Consider the following 19,585-nt stretch of genomic DNA (forward strand, 5'->3'; position numbering starts at 1 on the left):
TGGAAGGTGCAGTGCTAGTTTGGTGCGCGGCTATGTGCCTCCGGTAAGATGCGATAAAACGGGGCGACGAAAGCGCAGGCGCGCTGGTTGATCTACGGCCATTGCGGCACTATCAAGATCAATGGGGGTAATCTGTGCGGTCAGCAGGTTCACATTCTGCGTGCCGTCAGCTGGTTCAGTCAGATTGACTTTTACTGGTACGATCTGCCCATCGCTCAATACCAATTCCGCTTGATCGCCAGCCAACAAACGGGCCGCGCCCTCAAAACTGATCTGTGTTGTGGCCTCAACCGATGCATCGCTACGCACCAGTTTGATAAGTGGCATCCCTGCGAGGATCGTGGCCCCTTCATAAAAGCCCGGCAACACCTGCATTTCGCATTCACACGGCATCTGCACGCTGAGCAAGTCGCCGGAAATGGCGCTGATGGAATAGGCGACCTCACCAAACCGCGCTTGATCATTGGCATAAGAAATCTGGCCAGCCGCTGTGGCGCGCAGCGTATCGCCGCTGATCCCCAGTGTCACAGGCCGGGCCTCATAGCTGAAGATGAACCGGTCTTGAATAACATTCGCGGCCAGAAAAATCAGACCTGCACCCAGCCCCAAAACTGCAAGATGCCGAACGCCATTACCAAGCCTTTTGGTCAATCCGGGCGTCGCGGCGGGCGCTTTCTCTTTAACCTGTGTTGGGCCGGTATAGCCCAAGAACCGGCCCACCGTGACCAGATCACCGGCCAAATGACTGTTCATGATGTACCGCAGCGGGGCAAGATGGCTGCCCACCGGATCACAGAACCGCAGTGAGATATCTGCGCTATCTGACGCACCGACCTTCTCAACATCAACCTCTGCATAGAGATTCACCGAGAACCCTTCAAAATCAAACCTCAGAACTGCCGTCTCGCGCGCACCATGCCCTGCAGGTGGCAGCAACCCCGACACATTGGCGTGCGTGACCGAGATCGATTTGCCCTCCATCCGCCGCTCACCGACCTGCACGGTAAAGGGGATCTGAAGCTGGGGGTGTTCGTCTTGGTAAATGAACCCATTCGAGATTTGTGTCTCAGGTTCAAGGATCAGCGTCGCATCCGTATCGCTCATGGTTTATTCCTATTCTTAGCGGTCATTAGACTACGCCGGTCAGGTATAGGACGCCGATCATCAGCCATCCCAAGGTCAGTATGTGAAGGTAAGAAGAGCTTGCGCCAATCACGCGGCGACCGAGTGAAACACCCTGCACAGAGCCGCTGCCACCCTGCCGTGTCCATTTTTGACGGTCCAATCGAAACAGCACATAGCTTTTGACCATCGCGCCGTAGAGTTGGCCGAAGTACAGCAGGCCGGTGTAGACGATGGGAAAGCTACGGCCCCGAAACAGGCAGATAACCGTACAGAAAATATATCGGGTCAGCATGACCCAGGCGATGTAGCCGGGGATCACAAGAGGATTGAAGAAGATCGCCGCAACAATCGCGCAAAGCGGGCCGGCCAGCGTTGTCCAGATCGACAGGCGTTGATCAAGGATGGACCACCACGTAAAAAAACCGATCCGCGAAATTGGCAATTCCAGCGCACGGCCGTTTGTGCGCAGCATATTTCCAAACCAACGCACCATCAAAACAGAGGCACTTGCGAAAAATGTGGGCTTTGGCTGCGTCTCCATAGAGCTGCTGGCAACATCCGGCAGATAGGCCAGCTCATACCCGTTTTTCATCAGCCAGTACCAGGTGGATTTGTCATCACCTGTCAGGAAGTTCACCCGACCCAGACGCCAGTGATCAATGTAGTCGTTCTGCACCGCATCAATAAAATCGCTATCGGTCGCAAGGTTCCCGCGAAATACCGACATCCGGCCCGTCAGCGTCAGCACGCGATTGCTCAGCCCCATTGAACACATCATCACCTGCCGCTGGTCAAAGCGCAGCTCAAACCAGTCACGAAACAACCCCGGCTTGGGGATCTCAACCTCTTCGTCCGTCGTCAGCGCACCGACCTTGGGATCGGTGAAAATAGGTGCTGTCTGCGCCACGATATCCGCAGGCACACAGCTATCGCCATCCACGAAAATCACGATGTCATGCGGTGTCGGGCAGGCCCGCGCAATGAGGTTCAGCGCCTTGGCCAAAGCATCGCGCTTCCCTGTTCCGGGGATGCGATCAATGATTAGTTCCACAGACGCCATATCCATAGGCATCGTTGCATAGAGCTGACGGATAAGCCGCTCATCGGCACCATCCACAACGGATGCCACAATCGTCGCTCCATTCTCTGATCTGGCCGCTGCCAGAAAGATACTGCGATAGACGGGTATCGTGACATCGGCATCGATCTTGTAAGATGTGGTCAGAAAAAAAGCATGCGCCCGGTGACGCTGTGCCGCGTAGGTGGCGAAGGCACTTGCCTTGCGGCGAGGATAGGCGATTAGCCGAAAGATGATCGCGCGCGTAAAGTTGATGATTGCCCAACTGTACCGCCACGCGCCGAGCATACCTATGACCAACAAGGCCTCGCGCGCTTCACCCAAGAGCGCGGCAGGCACCATGGAGGCCAGCAAGACGATCACCGACAGATATGCCAGATGCGCAATCACCAGCAGATGCCCTCGTAACCATCGCCGCTCACCAGATCACGGTTGATGCGTGTCAGATCGACCATTGGTTTGGATTTGGAAGCGGCACCCAACGGGCCGACGGCATCTTTGTAAAAGTTCCCAACAACAATCGCATCAGATCCGCTAATCAACGCCGACAAATCCGGCACCAACCGATCCTTTAGATCCGGCACTACATCATTGCCGCGCCCAGCAGTCGAGTTATCGTTGGCATAGGCCTCTTGTACGAATGGGTCATAGACCTCGACCGCGACGCCAGATTTGATCAGCCGTGCCGCAAGTTCCGCCAACGGGCTTTCACGCATATCATCCGTTCCAGGCTTAAAGCTGATGCCTACAAACCCAACCTTCTTGGCATTTGAACGCACGACCAAAGTCTGCGCCTTCACAATCTGCGCTTCATTGGCATCAAGCACTGCGTTCAACAGGGGCGCAGGTGTATCATTCACCTGCGCTAGATGCCGCAACGCACGCACATCCTTGGGCAAACAAGAGCCGCCAAAAGCAAAACCCGGGCGCATGAAATAGGGGGACATGTTGACCTTCAGATCAGAGCACAGGATTTCCATCACCGTCTGACCGTCTAACCCGCAAGATTTGGCGATATTGCCAATCTCATTGGCAAAAGTGACCTTCACCGCTCGCCATGTGTTTGAGGTATATTTCACCATCTCAGCAGTACGCACATCGACAGTATGGATCTTACAGTTCAGGTCAGTGTTCAGTTCCGTCAGGATCGCGCGGGTCGGATCATCCATTGCACCAAAAACGATCAGGCCGGGATCGTAGTAATCCTCGATCGCTGTGCTTTCGCGCAGAAACTCAGGATAGTAGCCCATCCCGAAACCCTGCCCTGCGACCTTACCTGACGCAGCCTCCAAGACGGGCACACAGGTGGCTTCGCTACTGCCAGGCACGATAGTCGAGCGGATGATGACAGAATGAAAACTGTCTTTTTTCGCCAAAGCCGCACCAATCGTTTGGCAAACGGCTTCCACATATTTCAGACCAACGGACCCGTCAGGCGCGCTTGGCGTGCCGACACAAACAAAAGAAGCATCGGTGTTGGTAATCGCGTGGTCAACGTCGTCGGTGGCGGTCAAACGACCCGATGCTACAACGCTCGCGACCAATTCATCCAAACCATTTTCGACGATTGGCGACTTGCCATTATTGATCGCATCAATCTTGCCAGCATCGACATCCACAGCAATCACGTCATGACCATCCTTGGCCAAACACGCGGCCGCAACGACCCCCACATACCCAATCCCAAAAATGCTAATGCGTGCCATTAATATCGCCCCTGAAAACCGACGACCGCTTTTGAGTCGCCTTCGCTGTAGACGATGCTGTGCTGCAGCAATTTTGGTTAGTCAGGAAAAACCCTACAGAGTGAGGGAAATTTTAACTATCCATAAAGCATTGAATAATAATACATAAAAAATATATCCGTTACGCTTACCATGCTGCAGCGCAGCAATCTTCAAAAAAGATAGCCACTTCAGCAGATGCAGGGACGGCCTCTCGCGCATCGGCGCGGGTTAGCCGAGCCAACCTTGCTCAAGGACGTAGTCAACCAATTGAGAGCGGTCATTGAGGCCCAGTTTCTGGCTAGCACGGGCTTTATAGGTGTCGACGGTTTTGCTGCTAATACCCAGATCATAGGCAATCTGTTTGGCGCTCAATCCACGTGCGAAACTGATGACAATCTCTTTTTCACGATCGCTGAGAATTTCCTCTGATGGCTGGTCAGCCAGCATAGGCCGCAACTGCGAACCAAAGTCTTTGTCAAAGTAGACACCATCATCCAGCACGGCCTCGATCGCGACTTCTAGCTGATTCAGTGTGGCGTTCTTTGAAACGCAACCCCGAAACCCCGACTCCATCACAGCGCGCAACATCGACAGATTCACAGTAAAGCTGTAGCCAACCAATCGGGTATCTGCATGCGCCATTCGCATATTGCGGCTAAAATCCGATAGGTCGTTTTGCGCTGACAGATCAAGGTGTGCCGGATCAACAATCAAGATGTCGGGTGCAAACTCTGTCACCGCTGCAGGCAAGTTAGCAGTCTGATCGACATAGCGGCATTCTAGTGACGGTTGGTTGTTGAGGTGACCCGCTAAAACCTCTGACAAGACTGGATTACGGTCAGCGATCAGCACCAGGTTTCGCGATGAGGTTGATCTTTTCTTCAGCGTCTTAGTGCCAGACGCACCAATTTCGGGGGGTTTGCGCAGTTCCATAAAGGACTAGGGCTCCTAGTTATTGCTGCGCTCTTCTCCTCCCCGATCAAGGCGCAAATGAAATAATAGTATGAATTTGTAAATTCGGTGCCCATTGGCCCCATTTACCGTGACTTACACCCTCTTGAATATGGCATGACCAACTCTACTTCCTCGTCAACAATTATTGATGACCTGTCTAACATGACAAAATAGAAACGGTATGAATACAAGAGTTTACCCGTTACGGCAGATTCATGCCTAAGTCTTGCTCAGTTGGGTATAAATTAACCCGTTTTTGAAAAAACTGTAATTTCTTGGCGTTTGACCTCTCCGTTTGATGGTGCGATCTCGTCCTTGGAATAGAAGGAAGTATTATTCGTTGGGTACGTCGCTGGAGCGCAGCGCCAAGAGCCGACTTTGCCATCGAATATCAAGCGATTGTCCCTGACTAAAATCGTCAGATGACTGCAAAGAGCGCAGATTCAACAATGCTGCGCTGCCGATGAACGGCCGCTTTCGACCTTACAGATTATTTAATCAAATCACCGCTTCTCAGAGCTTTGGTCAAGGTGTCGCCCCAAACAACCTGACCTCTTTGCCGTTCTCCCTTTAAAAGAGAACACCAAACGCCGTTGACGCAAAACAATAGAGTTTCGGTGACTGACATGAAGCGTTCTTGCTGCGCACGATCTTCAAATCTCTCTAGGCTTTGTATCTTAATTTTGGGCAGCACGGCGGCCATGTCTGCCCAAGGATACGACTCGAAGTCCGGGACTTCGAGCGGTTGCAGAATTTCGTTAATTCGCCAGTTTTGGACACCGGTGTCGTTTCGATCATGAAGATCAAGCTTGAAAGGGGTGCCATTTGGCCCGGTTACGACAACTTGGATTCCATCAAAGCGAACTAGAAGGTAGCTATGGGCATGATCAAGAGCGAACGCATTGTGAGTTGACAAAGAAATGGATGGATCGCTGGTTAATACTGTCTCGTATTGCACGTCCGGCTAGTACTCCAACCCGTCAGCCGTATAGTAATGAACGACGTTACTTTGGTTATATTGGACCTCTTTTCGATACACATATCCAACGGGACGAGGCGGCACTCTCCAAAGATTATTTTTCATTTCATGGGCTCCCGTTGTGCTCATATTATGTCTTTCTAACTACCAGTTTCTTGTGGCATAACAAAACTCGACCCGCTTTGACGCCGCTCGACTTCATGCATCCGACAGCAGTAAAGTTCGGCGGAAAACCCTTAGCGCCGATCGTAGCGGATGGTTGGCTTTCCGCCGTCCTTTGCAGAGAACATCTATCTAACAGTGGGGTCGCTTACGGATCCCGCATTGGCCAGAAAAGTTGCGATATTTGACGTCTGCGCGCATCTGGCCAACGCCATGTAAGACCTCTTGTACCAGTACAAGTGCTGAGCCTGGATGCATAAACCCATCTCAACAGAAGATAACAAAATGCCATCGGCACGATTGCAATGTGGGACCAGCCATAGAATGTTCGTGAAGTAATATGCAGCCACTCACGCAACCGATCATCTGACCGGTCGCTAAATGGGCAGCCGCTTTGCTGGACCCGCGAGCCGGGTGCCTAACTGGCGATCAGGATACGAGGCCTTTTGTCGAACCACACAACCGGACGCGGTTGATGTCGGGTTGCCGTTGCGGCAAATCGCTCTGCACACAGGCGACACAGAGAAATCTCTTCTGGAATATCCAATTCATTCAAACTCTTTGATCACACGACTGTCGCTGTATTCATGCCGCAATGTCGCGGTATGGAAACCGGAATAAGCATGTTAACCTAATGCTGTTATGTATCAGAGACCATGCCGAGCGGCGGTCAACGGGATCAAAATGCTAGAGTTTGCGGAAGTCAGCAAATCGTTTTGGACAGGAACGCAGCGCAAGGTCATCCTTGATCGCGCGTCTTTCCGCGTGGAGTTGGGCAATTCTCTTGGTATCCTTGCCCCGAACGGCACTGGGAAGACCACATTGATCAACATGATGTCAGGCTTGGAAAAGCCCGATGAAGGGACGATCAGACGCACCTGCCGTGTATCGTTTCCCCTTGGGTTCATGGGCGGGATGGAAAGTGCTCTGTCCGCGATGGAAAATTGCCGGTTTATTGCGCGGCTTTACGGCCTTGATCCTGACTATGTTGAGGCATTCTGCCGGTGGCTATGTGGTCTGGAAGAGTACTTTGATATGCCGGTTGGCACCTATTCGTCCGGCATGCGTGCGCGCTTCTCATTTGCGCTGTTGCTCGCCCTTGATTTTGACATGTACCTGATCGACGAAGGCATGCCCGGATCAACAGACGTTGAATTCAATCGCAAAGCAGGCGAAATTCTGCGAGAGCGGCTGGAGAAAGCGACCGTGATTATCGTATCACACCAACCCGGTGTGCTAGAAAGACTGGTGAAGTCGGCGGCAGTGCTCAAAAACGGGCAACTGCATATGTTTGACACCTTGGAAGAGGCGAGAGTGCTTTATGACTACCAAACCCAAGGTTAAAAAGTTCCGCATTCGGCGGAGACAAGACGGTGAGGTGACGTCGGCTGAGGTCGAACCGGTCGCGGAATCAAAGGAGCCGTCACACGCAGAACAGATCGCGGCCATCAGCAAAGAAGGGTTGACCGGTCGTCAGCTGCGCATGGCCCGGCGTGTCGCGCTGAAGAACGGGTTCGAGGCCTCTTCGGACTATGACGCCGTGCGCCAGTTGCGCGCTGCTGGGATTGACCCGTTTCAACGCAGTTCCGTTCTTGAGCTGGTCAAGCCTGATAGCGCCAAATTGCCCGGTAAGCGCGGCCGCATTCTGTTGCCGGATACCACCGATGAAGATGGCATTTCGCTACCGACAACCAACAACCAGGACGTCCTGAACCGCAACGCATCTGAAATTCGCCAAATCCAGCGCGATATCGCAAGCCGGCGCAAGCGTAAGTTGGCCCTGCTGTTCACCCGGCTGTCGGTGTTCATCTTTCTGCCAACGTTTCTGATTGGCTGGTATTTCTACAACATCGCGACACCGATGTACGCGACCAACTCGGAAATCGTGATCCAGCAGGCGCAGCCGCAAGGCGGCGGGCCACAGGGTCTTGCGACGTTGTTCCAGGGTACGTCGATGGCCACGCAGCAAGATAGTATCGCGGTGCAATCCTACCTCGCCTCTCGCGAAGCGATGTTGCGTCTTGATGCCGATTTTCAGTTCAAGGAACACTTCAGCGACCCGTCGATCGACCCTATTCAGCGCCTCGAAGAGAACGCCACAAATGAGGAAGCGTTTCGCCTCTATACTGATCACGTCAAGATCAGTTACGACCCGACCGAGGGGTTGATCCGCATGGAAGTGATCGCCGCCAACCCGCAACGCAGCTATGAATTTTCTGAGGCTTTGATCGGTTACGCAGAAGAACAAGTTGATCAACTGACAAGCCGGTTGCGCGAAGATCAGATGCGCGGCGCGCGTCAAAGCTATGAAGAAGCCGAGCAACGGCGCGCGGACGCGTTGGCCACGTGGCTTGCCATTCAGCAGAACTTTGAACAGATCGACTCGTCAAGTGAAACGTCGGCACGCATGAGCCAGATCAATTCTCTGGAAAGCGAAAAACAACGACTTGAGCTTGTCTTACAGTCACGTCTGAACGTAGACCGCCCCAGCGAGGTGCAAGTGCAGTCGTTGCGCGACCAGATCAACATTATTGATGAAGCAATTGTTGCGATGCGGTCCGAATTGACCGGCGTCAGTGGGGATGACGATTCACTCGCTGCGCGCAATACTGAATTGCGCACCGCCGAGGAAAACTACACTTTCCAAACTGCGATGGTCCAACAGGCCCTGACCCAAATGGAGACAGCGCGGATTGAAGCCAACCGTCAAGTCCGTTACCTGTCGCAAAGCGTGCGACCAATTGTGCCTGATCAGGCAACCTATCCGCGTGCTTTTGAAAACACGATCCTGGCGTTTTTGATCCTCTCGGGTGTTTATCTGATGATTTCGATCACGGCTTCGATCCTTCGCGAACAGGTAAGCTCTTGATGCAAAAAGTTGAAATTGGCGCGCTGACTGTCAGTAATGACCTCCCACTTTTGGTCATCGCGGGACCTTGCCAGTTGGAAAGCCTTGACCACGCCCAAATGATTGCTGGCAAGATGGCCGAGGTTTGCGCAGCGCATGGCGCTCAGTTTGTTTTCAAGGGCTCCTATGACAAGGCCAATCGTACCTCGGTAGATGGAGTACGCGGTCTTGGCATGGACGAAGGGTTGAAGGTCATGCAGTCGGTCAAAGACACCATCGGGTGCCCTGTGCTGACGGATATTCACAGCCCTGATCAATGCACTACGGTCGCTGGTGTCTGTGACGTCATGCAAATTCCGGCCTTCTTATGCCGCCAAACGGATCTGCTGTTGGCAGCGGGTGAAACAGGTGCCGTCATCAACATCAAAAAGGGCCAGTTCCTTGCCCCTTGGGATATGAAAAATGTTGTGGCAAAGGTCGAAAGCACTGGGAACAAGCGCATCATGCTGACGGAACGCGGGGCGTCTTTTGGATATAACACCCTCGTCGCTGACATGCGGTCACTGCCGACGATGGCGCGTACTGGCTATCCGGTCGTTATGGATGCCACGCACTCAGTACAACAACCCGGCGGCATGGGTGGGTCATCGGGTGGCCAACGAGAGTTTGCGCCGGTCATGGCACGCGCGGCCGTGTCTTTGGGCATTGCTGCGGTATTTATCGAGACGCATCAGGACCCGGACAGCGCGCCATCGGACGGACCAAATATGATCCCGCTAGACCAGATGGACGCCGTGATAAAAAGTCTGATGGCCTTTGATGCCTTGGCAAAGGCTGATCCGTTGCGGGTGTGACAGGCGCATTTTCCCTGCTATGAAGCGGCATTGCCAGACGGATTGATATAATGCGCTTTCTTGTTGTCTTTGCCCTGTTTCTGACCCTCGCGACACCGTCTTTCGCGCAAAGTGCCGATGGCCCCATCACCACCGTGAACTCGGCCCAACAAGATGCCGATATTGCGGAACGTATGCGCGAAATCCTCAATGAATTGGGTAACTACGGCGATGTGACAGTCACCGTGAACGAAGGTGTTGTCACTTTGCGCGGCACCACGACATCGGCGATTGATGCTATCGCACTTGATCCACTTGCCGGACGTATCCAAGGCGTCGTCGCTGTCCGCAATCAAGTCACCGAAACAACCGACATTGCTGAACGGCTCAACCCAGCCATTGAACGATTTCGATCGCGTATTGATCAGTTTGTGGTGTTCCTTCCGTTGGCACTGATTGCCGCCGCCGCTTTTGCGTTGGTCGTCTTTGTGGGTTTCGCCATCGCACGTTTGCGCCAACCTTGGGAAAGGCTCGCGCCAAACACCTTCATTGCTGAAATTTATCGCCAACTGTTGCGTCTGGCATTTGTCGTTTTCGGCATCGTGATAGCGCTTGATATCCTGAATGCCACGGCGCTGCTCAGCACGATCCTGGGTGCGGCTGGTATCATCGGTCTGGCCTTGGGGTTTGCGGTCCGCGACACAGTCGAAAACTTCATCGCCTCTGTGATGCTGTCGTTCCGCCAACCGTTTCGGCCAAATGACACGGTTGAGATCAACGGTGACATCGGCAAGGTCATCCGCCTGACAAGCCGCGCCACAATTCTTTTGTCTTTCGATGGCAATCATATCCGCATCCCCAACGCGACCGTCTTCAAGAGCAGGATCATCAACTATAGCCAAAACGCAGAACGTCGGTTTATGTTTTCTATCCTAGTCGAACGCGACGCAGATCTGCACGAGACGCGCGCAATGGCCGAAAAGACGGTGCAAGGTCTGCCCTTTGTTCTTGGCGAACCTGCAGCGCAGACGTGGATCGAAACATTGCATCCTGCCGGTGTGGAATTGGTGGTCACCGGATGGGTCGATCAGAATGCGACGTCCATTGTGCGTGGCAAGGGCGAAGCGCTGCGCCAAGTAAAGCTGGCCATTCAGGCCGCTGGCATCACGATCCCCGACGCAACACAGGCCATACACCTGACCCGTGACGCAAAACTGGCGCCTACAGAGCCACTCGAAAGCACCCAAGTCGAAACTGTTGACGCCAGTGAGGACGCCGCTTTGGACCGCATCGTGGACGCTGAACGTGAAGAAGAAATCTCTGAAGACCTTCTGCGCGAAGACAGTCTGAAAGAATAGCGGCATTTCTTTGCAAAACGGGGCTTGAACCGACCCCGCCTTCGCAGTATCTAGCCCCTCGCTGCTGGGATGTAGCCAAGTGGTAAGGCAACTGTTTTTGGTACAGTGTACCGTAGGTTCGAATCCTACCATCCCAGCCAGCTTTTCTCTGTTGTTGTGTCGTCCGGCATGAATCCCCACTTGTCCGGCTAGAGATCCCACTTTCGTCGGGTAAGAACGCATCTTTGCAAAAGAAGTTTGGGTTTGGAGAGTATCGAGAGTTTTTAGCCGCCTTTGCACGAGTTCCTGAAACGCGCTCGGACAAGCAAGTTATGAAAGTCGTGACTCAGTTGGCAGAGCAGCTGACTTTTCAACAGTTGTTCGGCGGCTCAAAAGCACCAGATCTCACTAAGACGGCTGCTTGTTGTCGTTGGACCATAAGAACGCAGGTTTGGAGCATAAGCTTGCAAATCCGGTCATTTGGCTAGGTTTCAACGTTAGTTTGATACTGCGATCGGGATGACTTACCGCTTTGGACTAGTCGAAACGATCTTGGCGCTTCGTTACCTTGGTAAGGTAATCGTTTTAGGTATAGCGCTCCGCAGGTACGAAGCCTGGTGATTGAGTCAAGACCAAAGCGAAAGGGTCAAAACAAAAGACACTCGAATCGCCACGCTTGCATCGCCGTCAGCGTGCTGCATAGTCAACCTGGATCTGTCGCGGTTTCTGCTCGGCTAACGCGCCACCAACAGCAGACTATGAGAGTTTTCCGCCGCTTCCTGCGGCTTTTTCTTTGCCTTTTTTACCTGAGAGTCAGGTCTTACCCGGACAAAACTTCGACTCTAGATGACTGGCCCGCAAAATATGTTATTTTATCAGTATGTTAAAAAATGATCAGACTCCGATTTTCGCCGGACGCCACATCTGTTGTGACATCCGGCGAGAGTTGGCACTTATCCAGCGAGACTTGGCACTTTTGTCGGGCAAGAATGGAACTTCCGTCAGATTTGAAGGATTTTAGGGCCTTTTGTTTACGGAACTGGCTTGCTTGTTCGTTTACAAAAACTGTCCCTGCACAAGAGTATCCGGTCCGTCTTGGATTCGGCACCTGCGGGCGGGAAGCGGGAGTTCGCTGCGGGAGCCCTGCAATCAACCAAACGCACCAAAGCGGACCTTTATTGCGCCGCGAGAAACTGCATGATCTTTGATCGGCGTTTAGATAGGTAAGTTGCGTACCCGTCCAAAAGCGAGATGGCATTAGCGTCATCTGTTGACGAAGCACGTTTGTCCGCAACCTCTTTCAAAGCCTGCTCCACAGATGGCGGCTTGGCGTTTAGAGACATGAGGCGGTTTGCGAGATCGATATCCGTCTCTTGAGTTATCTCGGATGGTAGAGAAGATCGGCGTTCATTGTAGATTATGCGCTGCGCCAGCTCTCTTAGCCTGTCGTCTTCAAAACTACGTGCTATTTTTGCTCGTTCATCCCAGGATGCAGCGTGAAATCTGTTGCAAAGGGTGATATCGCTAGAGCTCGAAAAACCAGAATAGAGCTTCTCTTCGACGTGTGTCGGCTCAGGATACACCCGGCGAGACTTACCGAATATGTCAGCGAGGCGTGCCCTAAAGCGATGATCTTCAACGATTTGCGCGGCACGATCTTCAAGCGCCTTGCATGACAGCCCTCCTAGTGGTTCGTCTGAGGTTTCCCAGAGCGGCATCATCGTCGGACCAGCATTCGTTCGGACTCTGCGGAGAGGACTTGGTTTGCTTGATATTTCTGCCGCCAATTGTTCATCCGACATAGAAGCGAGATCTGCTACCGACGTGCTTAGGTTGAGGTGCCCCTAGTTTCCTAGACGCCTGCTTGTTTCATTTTCTACTGTTTCATTTCATAGTCAACAGGCGACAGCATGCCGTTGTTCGTGTGTTTGCGTGTTGGGTTGTAGAACATCTCAATGTAATCGAACACATCCTGCCTTGCAGCATTGCGCGTCAGGTACGTCCGCCGCCTGATCCGTTCTCGTTTCAAGAGCTGGAAGAAGCTTTCTGCCACGGCGTTGTCATGACAATTCCCACGTCTGCTCATGCTGGCATCCAGATTATGTTTGCCAAGGAACGATTGCCACTCTGTGCTTGTGAACTGGGAGCCTTGATCGGAGTGGACCATGACTTTGGTCTTCGGTTTGCGCCGCCACACGGCGCTCAGCAGGGCTTGCAAAGCGAGGTCGGTTGTCATGCGTGATTGCATCGACCATCCGACCACGCGCCTCGAGAACAGATCGATGACGACAGACAGATACGACCAACCTTCGTGGGTTCTGATGTAGGTAATGTCGGTCACCCAGACGGTGTCAGGTGCATCCACCTCAAATTGTCGATCCAGTGTGTTGTCTGCAACCACAGCAGGCTTGCCACCATATCGACCAGGGCGGCGTTTGTAACCGATCTGCGCCGAGATGCCTGCTAAGCTGGTCAAACGTGCAACACGGTTCTCTGAGCAGGTCTCACCTTGATCCAAAAGATCATCGTGCAGTTTGCGGTAGCCGTAGACCTTGCCGCTGTCAGCCCAAGCTTGCTGGATCAGTTCTGTCTGACGCGCATCTTCAAGCGCACGCTGGCTTAACGGTTCTTTAACCCATGCGTAGAAGCCACTGAAATGCACAGCCAGCACGCGACACATCGACCGCACAGAAAACTCTGAACGGTGAGCCTCTATGAACGCGTACTTCACTGAGACTCGCGCGCGAAGTACGCGGTCGCCTTCTTTAAGATTGTCCGCTCCTCGGTAACCCGGGCCAGCTCGCGCTTCAATCGTTTGATCTCTGCGGCCTGTTCCCCGACCTCCGATCTAACACGTGGTGACTTCGCAAACTGGGCCTTCCAAGTGTACAGCGACTTGGTGCTAATCCCCAGCGCTCAGCCACTTCGCTGACCGCATATCCACGCTCAACAACCTGCGCTACCGCGTCCTGCTTAAACTCATCCGTAAACCGAATGCCCTTGTTCATATCCGTCTCTCCTTAGTTCCAAAATTACCAAGCAAAGCGTCTACAAATCTAGGGGCACCTCAACTCTGTCAGGTCTTAGACTTGCCCCAAACTGTTGAGTATGGGGCAGTTTGGTCGGTTGTCACCGGCGCAGTCACGCACCAATAAGGACAGCGTTTCGTGCATGTTCTTCAGGTCTGCGATCTTTCTTTCGATATGGCTCAGGTGCTCTTTTGCTATCTTACGCACGTCAGCGCTCGCACGATCGGTATCTTCCCATAAAGCAAGAAGGTTACGACAATCCTCTATCGTGAAACCGAGCGCTCGGGCGCGGCTGAGAAAGGTGAGCTTGTGCACATCGTCATTCTGAAACACGCGATAACCATTCGAGATCTCGCTTTGGTTTCACAAGGGCAATATCTTCGTAATAGCGGATTGTCTTGGCCGGCAGGCCCGTCGCCGCAGATGCATCTCCGATGTTCATGAAACCTCCATTGACGCAGGCGCGATCCACCGTAGCCGCAGCGCATTTGACAAGACAAAGATACTCGACAAGGCCATCGCCCCAGCCGCGATCATCGGCGACAGCAGCGAACCCCCGAAGATATACAGAACGCCCGCAGCCACTGGGATGAGGGCCGTATTGTAGGCAAATGCCCAGAACAGGTTTTGCCGGATGTTTTGCATGGCGCGCTTGCTGATCTCGAACGCATTGAGCACGCCAAGGATATCGCCCGACATCAGCACGACGTCTGCGCTTTCGATTGCGATGTCTGTCCCCGTCCCAATCGCGATCCCCACATCGGCAGCGGCCAGTGCGGGCGCGTCATTGATACCATCACCAACAAAGGCGATTTGCTCACCGCCCGCTTGGAATTTTTGCACAGCGGCGACTTTACCGTTTGGCAATACTTCGGCCACAACGTGGTCAATGCCCAATTTGGCGGCAATCGCGTTGGCCGTCACAGCGCCGTCGCCGGTGACCATTGCAACCTGCAATCCCATTTCCCGCAGCGCCCTCACTGCCCCGCCAGCTTCAGGTTTGACCGGGTCGGATACCCCAATCAGGCAAGCCAATCGTCCGTCCACAGCAGCATAGAGCGGCGTTTGCCCTTGTTGCGCAAGTTCTACCGCCTCGGCGGCCAATATATCCGTCGCGATCCTCTCATGCGTCATGAACCGACTGGCACCTATGGTGATTCTGCGCCCCTCTACCGTGCCGACCACGCCAAAGCCTGTTTCAGATCGAAACTCTTGGACGTCTTGCAAGGCCAAGCCCCGGTGTTGTGCGGCGCGCTTGATGGCACCTGCAATTGGATGTTCCGACAGCGCCTCGACGCTTCCAATCATTTGCAACAGGCGATCTTCGTCAAAATCGGCGACAACGCTCAGCACTGTCAGTTCTGGACGCCCGACCGTCAATGTCCCGGTTTTGTCAAATGCAACAACACGCACATTTTGCAATGATTGCAGCGCATCGCCCTTTCGAAACAGCACGCCCAATTCCGCGGCCCGTCCGGTGCCGACCATGATGGATGTGGGCGTCGCCAGCCCCATCGCACACGGGCAGGCCACGATCAGGACGGCAACACCGGCCACCAAAGCATAACTCAGGGCCGGTTCGGGACCAAAGGCAAGCCATGCGATCACAGTGATGACCGCCGTTAAGATCACGACGGGAACAAACCACATCGTGATTTTGTTCACGAGGTCCTGAATGGGCAACTTGGCACCCTGCGCATCTTCTACCATGCGGATAATCTGTGCCAGCGCGGTCGCATCGCCTGTCTTGGTCACATTGAAAGTCAGGCTGCCTGCCCCGTTCACAGTGCCGCCGATGACAGCTGCCCCTGCCTGCTTTTCCACGGGTACGGGTTCACCGCTGATCATGCTTTCGTCGACATATGACCGGCCATCTGTGACTTCGCCATCCAGCGCAATCTGCTCGCCGGGGTGTACCCGGACAACGTCACCAACACTGATCTGCGCAATTGGTCTTGTCGCCGCCTTGCCGTCTTTGAGGACTGTCGCGGTTTGGGGTTGCAATCCAATCAGCTTGCGTATCGCCTGCCCGGTTCTGCCCTTTGCGCGCGCTTCAAGAAAGCGGCCCAAAAGAATGAGCGTGACAATAACTGCGGCGGCTTCAAAATAGACGGCCCGCGTGCCTTGCGGCAGCAAAGCTGGCCAAAAGGTCGCAATCGTCGAAAACCCCCAAGCGGCCCCGGTCCCCAAGGCCACCAAAGCATTCATATCAGGGGTGCCCTTGAGCAAGGCAGGAAGACCCTTGGTAAAGAAGCCCCGGCCCGGCCAGCACAAGACAGCCGTGACCAGCAGAAACTGTAAGAACCAGCTGGTTTGCATGCCGATTGTCTGATGCACGATGGCATGGACGCCGGGCACAAAATGGCCGCCCATTTCGACGATAAAGACGGGTGCGGTCAGGATGGCAGCAATCGTCAAATCACGTTTGAGACGCGCTGCTTCCTCATCTTTATGGTTTGATGACGCATCATCACTTTGCCGAAGGGCGGCGGGATATCCTGCGACAGTCGCCGCAGATGCGAGTTCAGCAGGCGTTGTCGCTTTCACAAGATAGGTCACAGCGGCTGTCTGGGTGGCCAAATTCACCGTGACGTCCACGACGCCGGGGTGGTCCGCCAAAGCATGCTCCACCCGTCCGACACAAGACCCGCACGCCATATTCGTAATCTGCAAAACGGCCTGCTCTTCTTGCGCAGGATAGCCAGCACCCTGCAATGCATCGGCAATCTGGGCGATGGTTGCCGCATCGTCGAAATGCACGGAAGCCGTTTCACTGGCTAGATTGACGGAAGCGTCGCGCACGCCTGCAATGCTTTCAAGCGCAAGCTGCGCCCTGCGAACGCAAGACCCACAGGACAAGCCGGTCAGTTGTAGTTTGATATCATGCGTTGCCATAGGGTGATCCAAATCTGCGTTGGACCACCATATGGGCCTTCCACTTACTGGAAGGTCAAGGGGCTATCTTTAATCGCCACGTCGCGTTGTTTCAAGATAGCCCTGCAGATCAGCGAGGGGAACTGCCCCGGGTACAAGCGCGTTGCCAATAACGAACGCGGGTGTACCGGTAAAGCCAAGGCTTTGCGCCAATCCACGCGAGGTTTCAATATGTGCAGTCACTTCTTCACTTTGCATGTCTTGTGCAAGTTGATCCACGTCGAGCCCGATGGACCGCGCCGCTGCCATAACGGACGCTTCCTGCGCGCGGCCGCGCATTTCCATCAAAGCCCAGTGCATTTCCTCATACTTGCCCTGCGCACGCGCCGCGAGAGCCGCGCGCGCAGCAAAGACCGATCCTTCGCCCAGAATTGGCCATTCGCGATAGACGACGCGTACTTCGTCATCCGCTGCTAAAAGCGCCTTCACATCAGCAGCAGCACGTTTGCAATAGGGGCAATTGTAGTCAAAGAACTCAACAATAACGGCATCACCGTCAGCATTGCCCATGACTGGCGCGTTGGGGTCATTCTCGAGAAAGGTGCGCTGCTGTTGCAGAACCTCTGCTTGCGCAACGGCCTGTTCTTGATTGCGCTGCTGTTCGACGATCGCAATGGCTTCCATGATGATCTGTGGATTCTCCAGAATAGCATCAAGTGCCAATTGCTTGATCTGCTCTTCTGTAAGCTCTTGGGCAGCGGCACCAAACGGCAGTGTCGCGATTGCAAGGGCGGCCATGAAAATGCGCATGTTATGTCCATGTATTAAGAGGCGTGGTCAGTTCGCTGATATACAAACATTTCACGCCGACTTTCACCAGACACATCTGCGTAACCGGGTGCCCTTATGATGCGGGATAAAGCCGCATCTCTCCCAAACCCAACTTGCCCCTCACCCGCCGTTCAGATTACTTGCAAGCCATGAAACAGGTCGCGGCCCCCAAAATGACACGTAGCGCGCTGCTGAATGGCGGCTTTGTTGGCATCGCCGCTATCGTGACCGCCCTCTGCGTCATCCCCTATCTTGGGGTGGTCGCCGCTGCGACTTCAGGATCTTTCGACACGCTGTCTCATTTGGCGGACACCGTATTGGTTCGATATACCTTGACCACAATTGTTCTCGTGACCTTGGTAATGATCGGGAGTGCCGTCATCGGGACCTGCGCGGCGTGGCTTGTGACGATGACGGATTTCCCCGGGCGCCGCTGGATGGAAATTGCGTTAGCCCTGCCATTGGCCTTCCCGGCCTATGTGCTTGCCTATGGCTATACGCATATTCTTGACCACCCCGGGATTGTGCAAACCCTGCTGCGGGACATGACCGGATGGGGTCCCCGCGACTATTGGTTTCCCGAAATCCGGTCTTTGGGCGGTGCAGTTCTCATGCTGACGCTGGTCCTTTATCCTTATGTATACCTTTTGGCGCGGGCTGCTTTTGCCGCGCAGGGCGCCAGCACTTTTCTGGCTGCACGTGTTCTTGGGCGGTCCCCCTTCAAGGCCTTCATGCATGTGTCGATGCCAATGGCGCGACCGGCGATCGCATCTGGTGTCATGCTGGTCGCAATGGAGACGATCGCCGATTTTGGCACCGTCGCTTACTTTGGCGTGCAAACCTTTGCCGTTGGTATCTACACAAGCTGGTTTACGATGGCTGACCGGGCCGCGGCCGCACAATTGGCGCTTGGATTGCTTAGCTTCGCCCTTCTTCTGGCGATGCTGGAGCGCGCCAGCAGAGGTGGAGCGAAATACGCCAATGGGCGGCGCAATGCACCGATGCAGCGCCTTCAGTTAAGCAAGGGGCAACAGACTAGCGCCGCCATTTTCTGCCTTATCCCAATCACTCTGGGCGTGGTTCTTCCGGTGCTTGCGCTAAGCGTAATGGCCATTGGCTCAGAACAGGATTTGCTGAGCCCCCGCTATTTGGGCTTTATGCGCAATTCATTGATGCTTGCAGGCATCGCAGCCGGGCTAACGGTTTTAGCGGCTTTGGTTTTAGGTACTTTGCACCGTGTCGGTGCAAACCGGCTGACGGGAACATCGCTCTATCTTGCGCGGATTGGCTATGCGGTTCCCGGCGGCGTTATTGCTGTGGGCCTGTTGGTGCCATTTGCCGCCTTTGACAACGCCTTGGACGGTTGGATGCGGGCGACCTTTGATGTGTCGACAGGATTGCTGTTCACAGGATCCATATGGCTGCTCATCTCGGCCTATTTGATCCGGTTTCTTGCCGCAGCGCTCGGCGCATACGAAGGGGGTATCGCAACTGTCGGACCCAATATGGACGCAGCGGCGCGCACATTGGGTCAGGACATGCCCGGACTGGTCCGCCGCGTGCATATGCCATTGCTGCGAACCAGCCTTCTGACTGCAGGTTTGATCGTCTTTGTTGACGTGATGAAGGAGTTGCCAGCAACACTGATCATGCGCCCGTTCAACTATGATACACTCGCGGTACAGGCACATCGGCTCGCGTCCGACGAACGGCTAGAGGGCGCGGCAGTACCAAGCCTTGTCATCGTCGCAATCGGATTGATCCCGGTGATCCTGCTTTGCCGCAGGATTGGGTCAGGGCGCGCTTAG

14 protein-coding genes, 1 tRNA gene and 3 pseudogenes are annotated in these 19,585 nt (G+C 54.2%); 6 read left to right on the forward strand and 12 right to left on the reverse strand.

All coding sequences use genetic code 11. The features are described from left to right. Positions 1-30: 30 nt before the first annotated feature. The 6 genes and pseudogenes from ACZ1G5_RS05210 to ACZ1G5_RS05235 form a co-directional block, all read right to left on the reverse strand. Positions 31-1,104: a hypothetical protein gene (locus ACZ1G5_RS05210; protein ID WP_472731841.1), complete on the reverse strand. Its 1,074-nt coding sequence runs from the start codon at positions 1,102-1,104 to the stop codon at positions 31-33. Between the two features lie 25 nt (positions 1,105-1,129). Beyond that, positions 1,130-2,593, reverse strand: a complete 1,464-nt coding sequence (locus tag ACZ1G5_RS05215; RefSeq protein ID WP_472731842.1) for a glycosyltransferase — start codon at positions 2,591-2,593, stop codon at positions 1,130-1,132. Continuing rightward, the gene (locus tag ACZ1G5_RS05220; RefSeq protein WP_472731843.1) at positions 2,590-3,909 is read right to left on the reverse strand and encodes a nucleotide sugar dehydrogenase; all 1,320 of its coding nucleotides are present in this window, start codon (positions 3,907-3,909) and stop codon (positions 2,590-2,592) included. Before ACZ1G5_RS05220 ends, ACZ1G5_RS05215 begins: the two co-directional genes overlap by 4 nt. 249 nt (positions 3,910-4,158) lie before the next feature. Next, positions 4,159-4,863 (reverse strand): helix-turn-helix transcriptional regulator, encoded by a 705-nt coding sequence (locus ACZ1G5_RS05225; protein ID WP_472731844.1) that lies wholly within the window; start codon positions 4,861-4,863, stop codon positions 4,159-4,161. Positions 4,864-5,374: 511 nt separating this feature from the next. Continuing rightward, a complete protein-coding gene (locus tag ACZ1G5_RS05230; RefSeq protein WP_472731845.1) occupies positions 5,375-5,842 on the reverse strand; it encodes a hypothetical protein in 468 nt (155 codons plus the stop codon). Between the two features lie 460 nt (positions 5,843-6,302). Next, a pseudogene (locus ACZ1G5_RS05235) lies at positions 6,303-6,572 on the reverse strand (uracil-DNA glycosylase family protein); the annotation flags it as partial. 137 nt (positions 6,573-6,709) lie between these two features. On the opposite strand from ACZ1G5_RS05235, the gene ACZ1G5_RS05240 reads away from it, so the two are divergent. From ACZ1G5_RS05240 to ACZ1G5_RS05260, 5 genes are all read left to right on the forward strand, one after another. Beyond that, positions 6,710-7,369 (forward strand): ABC transporter ATP-binding protein, encoded by a 660-nt coding sequence (locus ACZ1G5_RS05240; RefSeq protein ID WP_472734277.1) that lies wholly within the window; start codon positions 6,710-6,712, stop codon positions 7,367-7,369. Beyond that, positions 7,347-8,894: a KpsE/RkpR family capsule polysaccharide export protein gene (locus ACZ1G5_RS05245; protein ID WP_472731846.1), complete on the forward strand. Its 1,548-nt coding sequence runs from the start codon at positions 7,347-7,349 to the stop codon at positions 8,892-8,894. Before ACZ1G5_RS05240 ends, ACZ1G5_RS05245 begins: the two co-directional genes overlap by 23 nt. Next, positions 8,894-9,727 (forward strand): 3-deoxy-8-phosphooctulonate synthase, encoded by an 834-nt coding sequence (gene kdsA, locus ACZ1G5_RS05250; RefSeq protein WP_472731847.1) that lies wholly within the window; start codon positions 8,894-8,896, stop codon positions 9,725-9,727. Before ACZ1G5_RS05245 ends, kdsA begins: the two co-directional genes overlap by 1 nt. 50 nt (positions 9,728-9,777) lie before the next feature. Then, complete coding sequence (locus tag ACZ1G5_RS05255; protein ID WP_472731848.1) at positions 9,778-11,064, forward strand: mechanosensitive ion channel domain-containing protein; 1,287 nt, start codon at positions 9,778-9,780, stop codon at positions 11,062-11,064. A gap of 65 nt (positions 11,065-11,129) precedes the next feature. Then, positions 11,130-11,204, forward strand: a tRNA-Gln gene (locus tag ACZ1G5_RS05260). 1,014 nt (positions 11,205-12,218) lie between these two features. Here ACZ1G5_RS05260 and ACZ1G5_RS05265 read toward each other — a convergent pair. The 6 genes and pseudogenes from ACZ1G5_RS05265 to ACZ1G5_RS05290 all read right to left on the reverse strand — a co-directional run bounded on the left by ACZ1G5_RS05265 (position 12,219) and on the right by ACZ1G5_RS05290 (position 17,756). Beyond that, positions 12,219-12,845, reverse strand: coding sequence for a hypothetical protein (locus ACZ1G5_RS05265; RefSeq protein ID WP_472731849.1), 627 nt, complete (start codon positions 12,843-12,845; stop codon positions 12,219-12,221). A gap of 74 nt (positions 12,846-12,919) precedes the next feature. Further along, complete coding sequence (locus ACZ1G5_RS05270; RefSeq protein WP_472731850.1) at positions 12,920-13,774, reverse strand: IS3 family transposase; 855 nt, start codon at positions 13,772-13,774, stop codon at positions 12,920-12,922. Next, a pseudogene (locus ACZ1G5_RS05275) lies at positions 13,771-14,051 on the reverse strand (transposase). The gene ACZ1G5_RS05270 and the pseudogene ACZ1G5_RS05275 overlap by 4 nt, the downstream one beginning before the upstream one ends. 75 nt (positions 14,052-14,126) lie before the next feature. Beyond that, positions 14,127-14,514 (reverse strand): annotated as a pseudogene (gene cueR, locus ACZ1G5_RS05280) (Cu(I)-responsive transcriptional regulator). After that, positions 14,511-16,967 (reverse strand): heavy metal translocating P-type ATPase, encoded by a 2,457-nt coding sequence (locus ACZ1G5_RS05285; protein WP_472731851.1) that lies wholly within the window; start codon positions 16,965-16,967, stop codon positions 14,511-14,513. The pseudogene cueR and the gene ACZ1G5_RS05285 overlap by 4 nt, the downstream one beginning before the upstream one ends. A gap of 69 nt (positions 16,968-17,036) precedes the next feature. Continuing rightward, positions 17,037-17,756 (reverse strand): DsbA family protein, encoded by a 720-nt coding sequence (locus tag ACZ1G5_RS05290; RefSeq protein ID WP_472731852.1) that lies wholly within the window; start codon positions 17,754-17,756, stop codon positions 17,037-17,039. A 194-nt stretch (positions 17,757-17,950) separates the two neighbouring features. Here ACZ1G5_RS05290 and ACZ1G5_RS05295 point away from each other — a divergent pair, with 194 nt between their 5' ends. Then, positions 17,951-19,585: an ABC transporter permease gene (locus ACZ1G5_RS05295; protein ID WP_472731853.1), complete on the forward strand. Its 1,635-nt coding sequence runs from the start codon at positions 17,951-17,953 to the stop codon at positions 19,583-19,585.

The sequence above is a fragment of the Yoonia sp. JB2-21 genome, assembly GCF_055693545.1.

Excerpts from the sequence above, each read along its gene's own strand:
- ACZ1G5_RS05210 (WP_472731841.1), bottom strand. The coding sequence starts at position 1,104 with ATGAGCGATACGGATGCGACGCTGATCCTTGAACCTGAGACACAAATC.
- ACZ1G5_RS05220 (WP_472731843.1), bottom strand. The coding sequence starts at position 3,909 with ATGGCACGCATTAGCATTTTTGGGATTGGGTATGTGGGGGTCGTTGCG.
- ACZ1G5_RS05225 (WP_472731844.1), bottom strand. The coding sequence starts at position 4,863 with ATGGAACTGCGCAAACCCCCCGAAATTGGTGCGTCTGGCACTAAGACG.
- ACZ1G5_RS05240 (WP_472734277.1), top strand. The coding sequence starts at position 6,710 with ATGCTAGAGTTTGCGGAAGTCAGCAAATCGTTTTGGACAGGAACGCAG.
- ACZ1G5_RS05245 (WP_472731846.1), top strand. The coding sequence starts at position 7,347 with ATGACTACCAAACCCAAGGTTAAAAAGTTCCGCATTCGGCGGAGACAA.
- kdsA (WP_472731847.1), top strand. The coding sequence starts at position 8,894 with ATGCAAAAAGTTGAAATTGGCGCGCTGACTGTCAGTAATGACCTCCCA.
- ACZ1G5_RS05255 (WP_472731848.1), top strand. The coding sequence starts at position 9,778 with ATGCGCTTTCTTGTTGTCTTTGCCCTGTTTCTGACCCTCGCGACACCG.
- ACZ1G5_RS05265 (WP_472731849.1), bottom strand. The coding sequence starts at position 12,845 with ATGTCGGATGAACAATTGGCGGCAGAAATATCAAGCAAACCAAGTCCT.
- ACZ1G5_RS05285 (WP_472731851.1), bottom strand. The coding sequence starts at position 16,967 with ATGGCAACGCATGATATCAAACTACAACTGACCGGCTTGTCCTGTGGG.
- ACZ1G5_RS05290 (WP_472731852.1), bottom strand. The coding sequence starts at position 17,756 with ATGCGCATTTTCATGGCCGCCCTTGCAATCGCGACACTGCCGTTTGGT.
- ACZ1G5_RS05295 (WP_472731853.1), top strand. The coding sequence starts at position 17,951 with ATGACACGTAGCGCGCTGCTGAATGGCGGCTTTGTTGGCATCGCCGCT.